This window comes from Arthrobacter sp. ISL-95 (assembly GCF_018613695.1).
In the GTDB taxonomy this organism is placed as follows: Bacteria; Actinomycetota; Actinomycetes; order Actinomycetales; family Micrococcaceae; genus Arthrobacter.
On the sequence record NZ_JAGGPR010000007.1, the window covers coordinates 83,128 to 95,487 of the forward strand.

Consider the following 12,360-nt stretch of genomic DNA (forward strand, 5'->3'; position numbering starts at 1 on the left):
GTATTCACGCAATTGTGTATTGAAAGCGGGGATCAGCCGGCGTTCCGCGGCGCGAACATGATCACGGCCACTCCGAGCAGGCAGATCACCGAGCCGGTGATGTCCCACCGGTCGGGCAGGAAGCCGTCGAAGACTACGCCCCAGGCCAGGGAGCCGGCAACGAAAACGCCTCCGTAAGCGGCAAGGATCCGGCCGAAGTTGGCGTCGGGCTGCAGGGTCGCGGCGAAGCCGTAGATGCCCAGTGCTAGCACTCCGAGTCCGGCCCACCACCAGTCCTTACCCTCGCGGACTGCCTGCCACACGAGCCACGCCCCGCCGATCTCGGCCGCTGCGGCCAGGACGAACAGCATGATGGTTTTAGCGATAGTCACGGATTCATCATTGCAGGGCCCGGCTGCTTATCCGTGCCGGGCCTCTCCGGTGACAACGTGGTCTGCGTGGTTGATGGCTTCGTGAATGAGCCTGATGAGGTGCCCGTCCCGAAGGGTATAAATGATGTGCCGGCCATTCTTGCGGGTATCAACCAGACCGCTCAGGCGGAGCTTCGCCAAGTGCTGGCTGACCACGGTGCGGGGCACCCCGGAAGCGTCCGTCAGCTCCGTGACGGTTCGCGGGCCCGCACTCAGTTGCCACAGCAGGTGAAGGCGGGTGGGTTCAGCGAGCATCCGCAGCGTTTCGCTGGCCGCCGCCAGATGCTCCGGTCCGGGTGTGACCGGATGGACCAGGGACGGTTGTTCATCGGCTGTGCTCAACGGGTTCCTTCGGTGAGGCGGATGCAATGCCCGGCGCGGGTGAGCGCCGTGGCCAGGACAGGAATGCTCCTGCACTGCCGATTATCGCAATGATTGCCAAGACCAGTGCGGCCCAGCCCAGTCCGGCCTGCGCGCCGACCCAGCCCGCGAGGGGGTAGGTGAGGATGTAGCAGGCGTGGGAGAGGGAGAACTGGGCCGTGAAAACGTATGGTCTGGTGTGCTCATCGGAGGCATCACGCAGCAGCCGGGCGGAGGGCGTGAGGATGGTCGAATTCGCGGCACCGAGAATGGCCCACAGTGTCAGCAGCAGCCACCACCCGGTGTCCGGGGACGCCAGGAACGTCACCGCCGCGGCACCTGCGAGGGCCAGCGGGATTACGGCTGCGCCGGTAAGCATCACCGCCCGGTCCCCGAACCGGTCCAGGATCCGCGGCGCGGACAAAGCGACGAGCATTGACCCGACGCCGAAACATGCCAGGGCCAGGGCCAGATCCGTGTCCGGACGGTGCAACACGTCGCGGACGTAGATTACGGTGTTGACCAGTATCAGGGCGGTGGGTGCGGCGACGACCAGGTTCAGGGCCAGCAGCGACCGCAGCCGCCGGTCGCGCCAGAAGATCCGCGCCCCTAGGGTGGCCCTGTGCCACAACGACGCCTGTGGTCCGGCCGGTGCAGGAGTCCTGGGCAGTGCCGTGACGGCGACCATGAACGCCGAGAAGAGGAACCCGGCAACGGTACCCAGGAACAGCTTGTTGTAGCTCAGAACGGTCAAAAGCAGCGCCGCGGCCGCCGGGCTAACCAGCGCCTCCATGTCATAGGCCAGCCGGGACAGCGACAGCGCGTGGGTGTAGTCCCGCCCGTCTTTCAGGATCGTGGGGATCAGTGACTGGAATGCCGGGGTGAAGGTGGCCGAGGCGGACTGCAGCACGAAGGTCACGACGTAGATCTGCCAGGTCTCCGTGATAAAAGGCAGGCACAGCGCCATGGCAGCCCGAATCAGGTCCGCCCCGATCAGCACCGGCTTCTTCGGCAGCCGTGCAACCAGCGCCGTGATCAGCGGCGCCAGACCCACGTAAGCCAGCATCTTGACCGTCAGCGCCGTACCCAGGACCGCCCCGGCGTTGCTGCCCGCCAGATCATAGGCCAGCAGACCAAGGGCCACCGTCAAAAGACCCGTTCCTGCCAGCGCCACCACCTGCGCGGCGAACAGGCGCCGGTACGTCCCGTTCCGCAAAACCGACAGCATCAGCAACTCCTCATCAGTGCATATGTGCGTATACGTGCACTTAAAGAGTAACCCGAGAGGATGACATTCGGGCCGATACCGCCGGGCATCGCCGTCCTTCTCACTAACGAAGGATTTCAAGAACAGGTTGATTTGAATCGTGGTGTTCGTGGTGTTCGTGGCGAGCGGCTGTGAAGTGGCGCCTTTATGCGGAAAACCGACGTTCTGACGAAAAGCGGGGTTCAGGGCCCGTCGTTCTCACAAATAGTTCTCGAAACGGTACGGTGGAAGCAACGCCCCGAACTGAGTTTTGAGAAGAGAAACACTCCATGACCACACACCGCATCGGCTACGCCCGGGTCTCCACCCGGGACCAGAACTTGGACCTGCAGATCAGCGCCCTGAAGAAGGCCGGATGCGACAAAATCTACGAAGACACGATCAGCGGCACCACGTCCCAACGCCCCGGACTCGACCAGGCGCTGGACACCCTGCGTGACGGTGACACCCTGGTGGTGTGGAAGCTAGACCGTCTGGGTCGGAGCGTGAAAGACATCCTGGAATTCGCCGGCGACCTGAATAACCGCGGCGTAGGCTTCGTCAGCCTCACCGATGCAATCGATACCACTACGGTCTCCGGGCGCTTCTTCTTCAACGTCATGGCATCCCTGGCCCAAATGGAACGGGAACTCATGGTCGAACGTACCCAAGCCGGACTCCGGGCCGCGCGGGAACAAGGACGGGTAGGCGGCCGCAAACGCATAATGACGGAAGCCAAGATCCGCTCCGCCCGCAAACTCCTCACCCAGGGAACATCGCCCCGGGAAGTTGCCAACAGCCTCGGCGTCTCCGTCCCTACCCTCTACCGGTGGGTCCCGGCCGCCGGCACTACTGAGGCTTCAAAGCAGAGTTCCTGAGGTTTGGTGCTGGCGACTGCTGAATTGTTGGCGCAGAGGACTATAAAGCAGAAAGCAGTTCCGTGCACGGCACTTTTGACATTTCCGTGTCCATACTCGTCTGCACCACCCCCGGGATCGCGCGAAATAGAGTGCAGTCGACTTTTGAAAACGACAGATTCCGGACGGTGGGGGAGTGTCCCACCGGGGTGTTCCAGTTCAAGGAACTGGGACACGCGCACGTAACGTCACGTGAGCCCTAGTTGATGTGGGGAAGTCCTTAAATAGTAAGGCTGCTTATGGTATTTTCTGATCACGGAACTTTCAGCGGGTCTGTACCGCTCTGGGTCCGGAAACGTCTTGGCTGACCGAGGAGAAGAAAAATGACATCTGCCCAAACCCCCGCCCGGAGCCGCGCCACCATCCAACGAGCCGCGCAAGTGGTTGGTGCGGTATTCCTTCTCGTCGGTGTCCTCGGGTTTATCCCGGGGGTTACCACCGGCTATGACTCCCTGGCTTTTGCCGGCCATGATTCGGAAGCACTCCTTTTGGGCATCTTCCAAGTCTCAATCCTGCATAACATCGTGCATCTGCTGTTCGGTGTGGCTGGCCTGTTGATGGCGCGAACCCCCTCCCAATCCCGGAACTACCTGATCGGTGGAGGAGCCGTGTATCTAGTGTTGTGGATCTATGGGTTGGTTATCGATCAGGAGTCTGCGGCCAACTTCGTCCCGGTCAACAGCGCTGATAACTGGCTTCACCTGATTCTGGGTGTGGGCATGATCGCCCTGGGCGTGGTGCTTAGCCGCCGGACCGCGGACAGGACCGGCGCCGCCCCTCAGCGGTAAAGGCTGACACGCTGATTTCGCTACGGCGTTCCCGCCGCCTTCGAATGCCGCTTTGCCGGAGGAAATTGATGATGGCTAAACCAAGCGTTGAGACATACTACGAAGAGGGCCAGTGGAGGAGCCGCCGCCAGGGCACTGATACGCCTTTCGCTGTTGGAGGGAGCAGGGCGGAACAACAGCAAAGAGGCCGACAAGCAGCCCAGCGCGACGGTGTGGAGCACATCATCAAAAACCCCGATGGTGTCATAGTTCAGCGGAACTCCTACCAACACGAACCCCTCCCACCTCAGAACACCAGATAAGCCGTCGGAGACCGTGTGTACGTTGTCGCCAGCCATGACGTATCACCGCCTGGCCACTCAATCGCCGTGATCAGATGATGATTTCACCAGTGCCACCGAACCCGAGGACAACGGCTATCGGACGCAGGGACGGCACGCCGATGCCGGGGGTCCCGGACCGCGACCGGCAAACCGGCCGATAATGATGGGTATGCCGGACATTGAGAATATGCCCATGCTTCATTTGTTGTCCGTGGCGGCCCGGGCGACGGAGCGGGTCTGGGATGAGGTACTGCACCCGATCGGTCTGAGCTCCGCCGGTGCCACGGCCTTGAAAATGCTCGCGGTCACCGGTCCGGGCACACAATCAGCACTCGCTGAGGCCAGTGGGCTCCGGGCTCAAAGTCTGGGAGAGACTCTGGTAAAGCTTGAGGCTCTGGGCTGTATCAAACAACTGCGCCAGGGCCGGGTAAAGATCGTTTCCCTCTCAGACCGGGGTGCCCAAATGCTCGAACGCATCGACGAAGCTGAACGACAAGTCCTCGCCCGACTCGGGGTCGATGACCGGTTCCGGACCGAACTCCGAGGACTCGTGTGCACCGCCCTGATCTGAATCCGCCGTGTTGGACTGGCAATCCGGCACCCCGGCTCGTCGAGGGCTCAAGTGAGCTACTCGGCGCTGCCTTCCTCCCGCCGCGAGCGGAGGGCGCGGGGTGAGAGATCCGTTTCCCGAGGGCGACCTTCGCCACGTTCTGTTGCCGCCGACGTTCGGGCACCACCAGACCCCGGAGATAGTGTTCACGGTTCTGTCCGTTGAGATTTGGGGGACAGGAATTGTCGTCAACATTCATATGAGCCCGAAAGCGGAGGTCAAGCCTTCGCCTCCGATTATTAGCGTCGAAGATCATCTCGGTACCGTGTATTCCATGCAGACCTCAACATCTCTTGGCTCCCGAAATGTTCAGATCTTCACTCCTTCCACACCAACGGCTGCTCGAAGCCTGACGATCAGGTCACCGCAGCCGGGCACCGAGGCTCTCGTTGTGGCCCTTGCCGTGCCGCGGAGCCCCGGTTCTTTGGAACAGACGCAGCCGGAAAACATCAGACACGAAAACTGATGCGCGCGACAGGCCACAACAGCCGAGCCCAACCGTCGAATTGGGAGCACCGGGTTGCTGGCGCCCAGCACCGGAGGACTTCCCGGAGACCGGGGCTATTCCTGCTTCACGCCTGGCGTGGGCTTTCCGAGGATCGCTACCAGCCAGAGCCAGCGGAGAGTGGCCGAGGGCTAGTGACTGCTGGCCCCTTTGCGGGTCTCAGTTCGTGGTTGGATCCACTGGTCGGCAGTGATACCTGTGGCCAGGGAATAGATGGTTTTGTGGAACACGTCGATAAGCTGCTCCTGTGTGTTCCAGGTCGCGGGAGGTGCACCCATGCCCGTTGCGTTTTCGAGCGTCTGGTCGAAGGCGATCCGCACGGCTGTATGTTTGGCATTCGCCACCGTTCCGCGTATACCGGTAGCCGCCCAGATTCCGCGTAGAGATCCCAGAAGCGCTCCGGTGCCCCAGTGCATGAGGTGGTTCCAAAGCAGAGGCTTTTCCTCTTGCTGCGGAGCTCTCCCTAAGAGGGCAAGTAGCGTCCGTGCAGGTATGTAAGAGTTTGCGCGCCTCGTGAAGGCCTGTTCGACTTTCTCACCGGCAGTCATTGCCGCCACCCCGACCAAACCACATAAGGCGCCTTTCGCGGCCGCCAACAGAAGGGTTTTCCCACGGGTTTCGCTATCCATTATCGTGCTCCCATTCCGTTCCCGATTGGCCCCGGACGGGACCTCCATCTCAGTCCTACCCAAGATTGAGGCGGTAATAACCATCAGAAGCCGACCGGGGCATCGTCAGATGCTCCAAGGTCTTTGCCAAGTGAACGCTTGTCCCAAGGTTCTGACTATGAGCCTTTGGACCTGGGAGCCTTCGACCACTTCCAAATGAAGAGTATTTCAACGACGGCGTCCAGTAGGTAGTTTTTGCTGATGCGCCCCTTGGTTACGTAAATCAGATCGATGGCTGCAAGTGTGGCCGCAGTCCCAATGCCGAGACGTTTCGACGCAGGGTCAGCCTCTGCACGGGAGGCAGCGCGTAATTGCTCGACACCAATGGTGATGAGCAGCCCTGAAACGGTTCGGACCAACCATTTATCGGTTTTGGGTCCGGTGACCGCCTCAAAGCTGCCCATGTGCACTAACGGCCAGAGCCCGCTGATGACATTGAAGCTACCCTGCACCTTGGCTAAGTTTGAGGAAGTCATCTTGTCTCCATCTTGCGCTGCGGAAAGCGCAGTCGTGAACTGATGCTTGAGGAGGGCTGACTGTGCAAAAGCTCTGCCAGCGAATTATGAACTCAACGCTAATTATCGCCTAGGCTAACGCTTCCGGTGCTGGGGTTTGAGCCCGGCCAGGTCCGGGTACCCCTCTGCCTGCAACCGATTGCTCGTGGTCCAGCAAGCAGCTACATTCACCTACAGTGCCCTGGCCTGCACGAGGTGAACTTGAGGGAAACGGGCCGCATGGATCAGGCCTGAGGGGCGAGCACAGCTCCGGGGCCTCCGTTAGGCCATCAGCAGTGCGGATATAGACAATGACGAGCTGTGGCCGCGCTACTTCGGTATCGGGGGGATACGTGGGAGGCGGATGGATCAGTGCCGGGAGTCTGCTTCCCGCAGGTCTTCGACGGCCCAGGCAAGAATTCTCAGGTCCACCGGAGGCGGGTCCTGTATCTCATAGAGGTAAGCGTCGAGGTCAAAGAGCGTGACGTTTCCGCCGTTGGCCCAGTACCTGATCCAGAGACGGTCAAGGGTAATGAAGTGTTCTCCTATGAGGTTCCGTGCTGTTTGCCGTGGGTCGTTCATGGCTGGTGTCCCGGTGCTGTTGGGGCCTCCTGCGAGCCTGATGATCAGGGTGCTTACCACTTCAATCTACATGGTGCTCCTTTTCCTGGGCAACGACGAAGCGACTGCTCTGGTCAGGAGGAACACCCTGTTTCGGGTGCCCGCCGAATGATCCTCGCTTGACGGGACCGTTCTCGGGTGACGTATGGGGGGTGGCTGCTTACGATGGGGCTTATGGAACCTTGGAACAAGCCGAACATATTCTCAGTCTTCATGAGCTGGTGACCGGCAGCACGGACATCCAGGGGATCCTGACGGGTGTGACCGGTTTCGCCTCGGCTGCGATGAGCCAGGTGGCCGGGGCGCGGATTGATTGTGCTCTGACGTTGCGTCGGCGCAAACGCACCGCCACCATCGCCGGGAGCAGCAACGAGGCGGTACTTCTGGACCGCATCGAACAAAAGCTTGGCCAGGGTCCTTGCGTGGATGCGCTCAACGCCGGGCACCCGGTTCTTCTGGCCGACGTGGCGACAGAGAACTCTTGGCCTGAATACAGCCGGGCTTTGGCAGCGGCCGCGGTCCGTAGCGCTTTGGGTGTTCCGGTGGATTTGGGTGAAACGTCCGAGGCGGTGCTTAACTTCTTCGCCCCGGAGACGGGGCTGTTCACCGAAGAGGCAATCAGTGCAGCTGAGGCGTTCGCGGATGTGGCCGGCAGCACCCTGCGCCTGGACATCCGGATCGAAACCGTAGAGCAACTCAACCGCGACCTCAAAATGGCGATGGCCAACAGGACCGTCATCGATCTCGCTCGGGGCGTGATCATGGCCCAAAGCCGCTGCTCCCAAGACGACGCATTCACAATCCTGGAAAAAGCCTCCAGCCACAGGAACGAAAAACTGCACCAGGTGGCGGCTGAGATCATCTCCCGCCTGGGCGGGGGCCCCGACCTTAGTCTGCGTTTCGAGGACTAACACGCGGCCCCGCCACGGGTTGTCATGAGCGTGCAACGCCCGGCAGCCTGAAATTGACGCCAGGAAGCGTACACGTGCCGCACCACCCCCTGCCCTCCTAACCGACTCCATCCTGTAGCCGATGCCAGTCATGAACGGGAAGGTGGCTGAACCGTTGCACTCCTGGTGCGGGCAACGTACGTTTGGGCCTACCTCGCGGAGCCGGGACAAGCGCAAGGGTGCGCAGCTCCGCGGGGTCGAAGGGGATGCGGCATGGCAACAGGGAGGGTCAAATGTTTCAACGCGGCGAAGGGTTTCGGCTTCATTGCCCCCGATGACGGGTCCGTCGAAGTGTTTGTCCACTACACGGCCATCCTCAGCGGAAGCTACTGGACCCTAACGCAAGACCAGAGAGTACAGTTCACCCCCGTCAGGGGCGAAAAAGGGCCGCAGGCAGAGAGCGTCCAACCCCTGTAACGACCGCACGGTTGCGGCACTTCGACCGCGTGCCCCTTTGGTGTCGTTTCGCGGGGCGGGCGTCTGGGCAGCATCCTGTGCTCCGGGCCCCGGGAATACCGTCCCGGACAAGCCCTAACAGGTCCTGACGCGGATGGAGCTCGAGCCGGCTATCGACACGGGATTCCAGGGGGGATAAAGCTGCCTGGCTTCTCAGGGACATTCACTCGGTGTCTTCCAGGTCTTCCAAGGCCAGGCTAAGGCTTTGGAGCTGCAGTGGGGTTGGTTCCTGCAGGTCATAAAGGTAAGTGTCAAGGTCGAAGACCGTGCCGGTGCCGCCATGGGTCCAGTATCTGACCCATAGCCGGTTAAGGGTGATGGTGTCCTGTTCGATGAGGTGTCGCGCTCGTTGTCGTGGGTCGTTCATGGCCACTGTCCGTTGCCGTGTGAAGTCTTCCTGGCGCCTAATGTTCAGACCCCTATCGGGATAGCGCGATGACAGGTTCACGGACAACGGAAAACAGTGCGCATGTACGGGGAGGCCCGGTGGTGGGATCATGGAACATGGTCCAGAAACCATCCGAGGGCACTGAGCCGGCGGATCACCAGATAGCTGCCAAGCGGGAAACGCTGACCATTCCACGGCACAATCCGGCGACCCAGCAGATGCTTGTCGTGGGCAAACGCCGGGAAGCAGCCGAAGCCAAACTTCAACAGCGCCTCCTCAAGCCCAAACAGGCCCCGGAGACCACTGCTGATTGAGTCAGCCCGCTTTCGGCTGCCTAGGCATGACTGAAGGGGCACTGTGGGGCAAGCAAGTAGTCGGACTCCTGACGGGGCTCAAAAAGTGAGTACCGACTACTCGTGTGCAGGGCCGGCCGGAGGCCTTTACTGAATCCAGCGGATCCTCGCAACGTGGCGAGCCGTATATCCGGGAGAAACGACGTGAGAGGTGGTACTCATCATCGAAGCCGCACCCTGCGGCGATCTCACCCAGTGTTGATGATGTGCGCTGTAAGGCGATTGCCGCTTGAGTTAACCGCACAATTTCGAGGCCACCAGCAGGCCCGAGACCGAAGCAATCGCGGAAAGACCGGGAAACGTGACCGGAGGAGATATTCAGGGCCTCGGCGATTTCTTTGATGGGTACTACACGTAGGCCGCCAGATGACCAGACCGCTCTGACGTACGCAACTGTACGTTTTGCGGTGCACGGGATCGTATCATCGAGCCGTGGCACAGTGCCGGGAAGAGCTACTTCGAGCATGAATTCGATGATAATTGCCCAGCCTCTTCCACGGGTCCGTCCCGCGAGACGGCCGCAATGGCGTGATGGCAGGCAGCGGCCGCAGTACTTTCACGAACGAGGGCTCGTCCCGTCAACGCTGCTGTGGCTCGGTGAAGGGTAGGGGCCGGGTGGCTCCACCGTAGGATGTGTGCCATGAGAAGCGCCGGACGAGCGTCCTGGATCCAGTATCTGTCCCGGCTGGGTCATGCAGCGGCGAGCGAACAGGATTTTATTGACGGCTGTGTTGCCGCGATATCCCAAACGGTCTCAGAAAGAACCGGCACCACAGTGGAGTGTGTTGTTTCTCTGCGTTACCCAAAGCGGCCGCTCCTTAATGGGTCCAGCACCTCACTTGCCGGAATGCTCGTCCTTATGGACCAGAAACTGGGGTTGGGGCCCCTGCAGGGTCTACTTGAGTCGCCGCGGCTGTAGCAGGCGCTGCGACGCCGATGCCGATAGCAAGAGGAAGCAGCAGCAGTACTGCGGCGGCAAACGCAGCTAGTGCTGATTTCCATATACGTGCGGTTGAATTCCTTGTCGGCTTATCTTCCGAATTACGGTCCATAACAACGATGCCTTCCCAGAAATGAACGGTGATGCCAGCTGTCGACGCCAAAACCTACTCCAGCCGGGGTTCGGACCGGGAGGTTCACTCAGCGCGCGTAGGCGGTCTTCACCGCAGAGGCACCAAGCCAAAGAGACCGGTCCGGGAGCGCCCGCAGCAGCGCGGGGGGCCTGCCATCACCCCCCTCGTAGCGCGTAGACGACCGCTGACCTGCGTGGATCCTTCGTGGGTTCCTTCCGCAGTCAACGGTTGGGGACAGACAGACTACAAACCAATGTGGCGTGTCACCAGAGACCGCGTTGCCTTATTAAAAAAGGTCCGGGAGACGTGGTTCGCGGGCCTCCTTGAGGGATGGGTCTGGCGATGAGCCAACGCAAGGCTGTCACGGTGATCAAGACAAGGGGCTATGTCTGGGGGATGCGTGCGGAGAAGGTGCGGATTCTGAATGCACCTAGCGGGTATGGGCGGGGCGTGGGGGAGTACTCGGAGGGGAAGAAGCCGGGCAAGTAGTGGGCTTTGGGTGGGAGGCTAAAAGGTGAGTACCGATTACTCGTGTGGAGGGCTTGGCTATTGGCTTTTACTGAATACAGCGGATCCGGACAAACGGCCATCGTCCCCCCCACTTTGGCCGGGGCTGCCATAGGTTCCGCGGGCAGGGACCGGGCCACGCCACCCAGAAGTGTTGTCCGGCCCTGCGCCTAACAATCGCAAGGCATCGGAGGTGCAGTGATGGATCAACTTGACCTGGAGGACTGCATGATTCATCTTGACGGGGGTCATCTCCTGCATCTGGCGTGGAATCGGGGTACGCGCATCGAAGCCGGTAACGCCCGGGCTGCCATGGACGCCATCAACAAAAGTCGCGAACGGCCGAACTTATCCGTTGCTGGTTGAGATGGCTGCCACGGAATTCCTTAGCCACGGTGCCCGCGAAGTCTTCGCTGAACCCTGTGCCGCTTCCAGGGTCGCGTTGCTGGGCGCCGGCCCGGTGGACCACACATTGGTCGAGTACCAACTCAGCACCGGTCAGGTTCCGTGCCCGACGCGGTTCTTCACCTCGAAGGCGGAGGCGCTTGTGTGGCTTGGGGAACCTGATCAAGCAACCGGCATGGCACTTCCTGTCGCTTCCTGAGCGCACACAGAAGCCCACCAGTGGGGGCACCGGTGGGCTTCAGACCTGACGGTATAGCCGCGTTTTTCCACCATCAAGTGCACGATCCTCCGCGGCCCGGGCAGGTTGCCTTGGGGCAGGATCTTTTCCGGGTTGTTCAGCGTTCGAACGTGCCGGCCGCCGGTCCAAGTGCTTGGCGTGGTCTCGCCCCCGACCGAACCTGGCCAGCGTCGTCATGATGACTCCCACCCACAACACCGCCGCCACAAAAACGACACCCATCAGGACAAGGGCATGCATGTGGGAAGTGTAGCCCTAAGGCGGCTTCCCGACCAGACAAGGGACAACAGCAGTTAAGGCCTCAACTCCGATATTGGGGACTCGAGGCCTCTGCCAGCCACGGGTTTAGAGACCGGTAGATCGCCCAGCACTGAGGGTTCACCCGGGACGGCAGCGCTCCATCCTGGTCTCTTCCTTCGAACTGAAGTAGTCAGCATACTTATCAGTGAACACGCATCAACGCCGAGGAAGGGGTATCGACATGAGCATCACCGAAGCTACTCTCATCGCCCTCCTGAACCTGCATGATGTACCGCAAGAGTTCCATCCAGATCCGGAGCTGCGAGCCGTCGCCTACGCCCTGGCTGCCCTTGAGGAACCAACCAGCGAAGTAGAACGACGCTTCTACGACGCCGAAACCACCCTCCCGGCAGACGCGCCGGACGAAATACCCCGGCAGGTCACCAACCGCGAGCTGCTCACGGAAATCCACCAGACCCGGTTATCCAACCGGCTTCACCAGCTGCACACCCCGGAACGGAAGGCAGGGTAGGGCACGGACCGGCGCTCCTCTTCCCAGGGCTGAGTCCTTTCGGGCACCTATGGGAGGTCAGGTCGATCGGACCCTCACCTGATTGTGTCAACTCGATTGGAGTCCATCAGGACGGCCTGAGTGGTACCCACTTCTCGGGATTGCCTCACGGGCAGGGACATCTTCAAAGACTTGATCTGATCTTGAGCGATTCTAAGTAGATTTAGGAAGAAGCCGTCCCGCGCCGGCTGGCTGGTTCGGCTCCTTTATGGGCGCTGATTTGAAGGCAAGGGAGAT

Annotated in this window: 17 protein-coding genes; 9 read left to right on the forward strand and 8 right to left on the reverse strand. The window is 60.9% G+C overall.

Annotation, left to right across the window (positions count from 1 at the left end):
* Window positions 1-32 precede the first annotated feature (32 nt).
* From J7I86_RS11815 to J7I86_RS11825, 3 genes are read right to left on the reverse strand one after another with little or no spacing between them, the layout of a single operon-like run.
* Entirely contained in the window at window positions 33-371 is a 339-nt protein-coding gene (locus J7I86_RS11815) for a YnfA family protein (RefSeq protein ID WP_214820042.1), read from the reverse strand.
* Between the two features lie 27 nt (window positions 372-398).
* On the reverse strand, window positions 399-752 hold the full coding sequence (locus tag J7I86_RS11820; protein WP_214820044.1) for a helix-turn-helix transcriptional regulator: 354 nt from the start codon (window positions 750-752) through the stop codon (window positions 399-401).
* Window positions 736-1,998, reverse strand: coding sequence for an MFS transporter (locus J7I86_RS11825; protein ID WP_214820046.1), 1,263 nt, complete (start codon window positions 1,996-1,998; stop codon window positions 736-738). Before J7I86_RS11825 ends, J7I86_RS11820 begins: the two co-directional genes overlap by 17 nt.
* 308 nt (window positions 1,999-2,306) lie before the next feature.
* On the opposite strand from J7I86_RS11825, the gene J7I86_RS11830 reads away from it, so the two are divergent.
* From J7I86_RS11830 to J7I86_RS11845, 4 genes are all read left to right on the forward strand, one after another.
* Window positions 2,307-2,894, forward strand: coding sequence for a recombinase family protein (locus J7I86_RS11830; protein ID WP_214820048.1), 588 nt, complete (start codon window positions 2,307-2,309; stop codon window positions 2,892-2,894).
* A gap of 362 nt (window positions 2,895-3,256) precedes the next feature.
* On the forward strand, window positions 3,257-3,721 hold the full coding sequence (locus J7I86_RS11835) for a DUF4383 domain-containing protein (RefSeq protein ID WP_214820050.1): 465 nt from the start codon (window positions 3,257-3,259) through the stop codon (window positions 3,719-3,721).
* 71 nt (window positions 3,722-3,792) lie between these two features.
* On the forward strand, window positions 3,793-4,023 hold the full coding sequence (locus tag J7I86_RS23290) for a DUF2188 domain-containing protein (RefSeq protein WP_396019872.1): 231 nt from the start codon (window positions 3,793-3,795) through the stop codon (window positions 4,021-4,023).
* Window positions 4,024-4,213: 190 nt separating this feature from the next.
* Window positions 4,214-4,615 carry a MarR family winged helix-turn-helix transcriptional regulator gene (locus J7I86_RS11845; RefSeq protein WP_214820054.1) on the forward strand — a complete coding sequence of 134 codons (402 nt, stop codon included), beginning with the start codon at window positions 4,214-4,216 and terminating at the stop codon, window positions 4,613-4,615.
* Between the two features lie 675 nt (window positions 4,616-5,290).
* On the opposite strand, the gene J7I86_RS22850 is transcribed toward J7I86_RS11845, so the two are convergent.
* The 3 genes from J7I86_RS22850 to J7I86_RS11860 all read right to left on the reverse strand — a co-directional run bounded on the left by J7I86_RS22850 (window position 5,291) and on the right by J7I86_RS11860 (window position 6,963).
* A complete protein-coding gene (locus tag J7I86_RS22850; protein ID WP_286179700.1) occupies window positions 5,291-5,575 on the reverse strand; it encodes a hypothetical protein in 285 nt (94 codons plus the stop codon).
* Between the two features lie 368 nt (window positions 5,576-5,943).
* On the reverse strand, window positions 5,944-6,303 hold the full coding sequence (locus tag J7I86_RS11855; RefSeq protein ID WP_214820058.1) for a hypothetical protein: 360 nt from the start codon (window positions 6,301-6,303) through the stop codon (window positions 5,944-5,946).
* A gap of 387 nt (window positions 6,304-6,690) precedes the next feature.
* Window positions 6,691-6,963, reverse strand: a complete 273-nt coding sequence (locus J7I86_RS11860) for a hypothetical protein (protein WP_309476716.1) — start codon at window positions 6,961-6,963, stop codon at window positions 6,691-6,693.
* Between the two features lie 131 nt (window positions 6,964-7,094).
* Between J7I86_RS11860 and J7I86_RS11865 the strand changes: the two genes are divergently transcribed.
* Together J7I86_RS11865 and J7I86_RS11870 are read left to right on the forward strand one after the other, a co-directional pair.
* Window positions 7,095-7,853, forward strand: a complete 759-nt coding sequence (locus J7I86_RS11865) for a GAF and ANTAR domain-containing protein (RefSeq protein ID WP_309476717.1) — start codon at window positions 7,095-7,097, stop codon at window positions 7,851-7,853.
* Between the two features lie 252 nt (window positions 7,854-8,105).
* Window positions 8,106-8,309, forward strand: coding sequence for a cold-shock protein (locus tag J7I86_RS11870; RefSeq protein ID WP_214820062.1), 204 nt, complete (start codon window positions 8,106-8,108; stop codon window positions 8,307-8,309).
* Between the two features lie 202 nt (window positions 8,310-8,511).
* Here J7I86_RS11870 and J7I86_RS11875 read toward each other — a convergent pair whose 3' ends face one another.
* Window positions 8,512-8,715 carry a hypothetical protein gene (locus J7I86_RS11875; protein WP_214820064.1) on the reverse strand — a complete coding sequence of 68 codons (204 nt, stop codon included), beginning with the start codon at window positions 8,713-8,715 and terminating at the stop codon, window positions 8,512-8,514.
* 137 nt (window positions 8,716-8,852) lie between these two features.
* On the opposite strand from J7I86_RS11875, the gene J7I86_RS11880 reads away from it, so the two are divergent.
* On the forward strand, window positions 8,853-9,050 hold the full coding sequence (locus tag J7I86_RS11880; protein ID WP_214820066.1) for a hypothetical protein: 198 nt from the start codon (window positions 8,853-8,855) through the stop codon (window positions 9,048-9,050).
* A 1-nt stretch (window position 9,051) separates the two neighbouring features.
* Here the strand turns inward: J7I86_RS11880 and J7I86_RS23295 are convergent, their stop codons facing one another.
* Window positions 9,052-9,555 (reverse strand): AraC family transcriptional regulator, encoded by a 504-nt coding sequence (locus J7I86_RS23295; RefSeq protein WP_214820068.1) that lies wholly within the window; start codon window positions 9,553-9,555, stop codon window positions 9,052-9,054.
* Window positions 9,556-11,036: 1,481 nt separating this feature from the next.
* Here J7I86_RS23295 and J7I86_RS22855 point away from each other — a divergent pair.
* Complete coding sequence (locus J7I86_RS22855; RefSeq protein WP_286179701.1) at window positions 11,037-11,273, forward strand: hypothetical protein; 237 nt, start codon at window positions 11,037-11,039, stop codon at window positions 11,271-11,273.
* A 520-nt stretch (window positions 11,274-11,793) separates the two neighbouring features.
* On the forward strand, window positions 11,794-12,084 hold the full coding sequence (locus J7I86_RS11895) for a hypothetical protein (protein WP_214820070.1): 291 nt from the start codon (window positions 11,794-11,796) through the stop codon (window positions 12,082-12,084).
* Window positions 12,085-12,360: the final 276 nt, after the last annotated feature.

Coding starts and splice junctions, on each gene's coding strand:
- J7I86_RS11825 (WP_214820046.1), bottom strand. CDS start 1,998: ATGCTGTCGGTTTTGCGGAACGGGACGTACCGGCGCCTGTTCGCCGCG.
- J7I86_RS11830 (WP_214820048.1), top strand. CDS start 2,307: ATGACCACACACCGCATCGGCTACGCCCGGGTCTCCACCCGGGACCAG.
- J7I86_RS11835 (WP_214820050.1), top strand. CDS start 3,257: ATGACATCTGCCCAAACCCCCGCCCGGAGCCGCGCCACCATCCAACGA.
- J7I86_RS23290 (WP_396019872.1), top strand. CDS start 3,793: ATGGCTAAACCAAGCGTTGAGACATACTACGAAGAGGGCCAGTGGAGG.
- J7I86_RS11845 (WP_214820054.1), top strand. CDS start 4,214: ATGCCGGACATTGAGAATATGCCCATGCTTCATTTGTTGTCCGTGGCG.
- J7I86_RS22850 (WP_286179700.1), bottom strand. CDS start 5,575: ATGCACTGGGGCACCGGAGCGCTTCTGGGATCTCTACGCGGAATCTGG.
- J7I86_RS11855 (WP_214820058.1), bottom strand. CDS start 6,303: ATGACTTCCTCAAACTTAGCCAAGGTGCAGGGTAGCTTCAATGTCATC.
- J7I86_RS11870 (WP_214820062.1), top strand. CDS start 8,106: ATGGCAACAGGGAGGGTCAAATGTTTCAACGCGGCGAAGGGTTTCGGC.
- J7I86_RS11875 (WP_214820064.1), bottom strand. CDS start 8,715: ATGAACGACCCACGACAACGAGCGCGACACCTCATCGAACAGGACACC.
- J7I86_RS11880 (WP_214820066.1), top strand. CDS start 8,853: ATGGTCCAGAAACCATCCGAGGGCACTGAGCCGGCGGATCACCAGATA.
- J7I86_RS23295 (WP_214820068.1), bottom strand. CDS start 9,555: ATGCTCGAAGTAGCTCTTCCCGGCACTGTGCCACGGCTCGATGATACG.
- J7I86_RS22855 (WP_286179701.1), top strand. CDS start 11,037: ATGGCTGCCACGGAATTCCTTAGCCACGGTGCCCGCGAAGTCTTCGCT.
- J7I86_RS11895 (WP_214820070.1), top strand. CDS start 11,794: ATGAGCATCACCGAAGCTACTCTCATCGCCCTCCTGAACCTGCATGAT.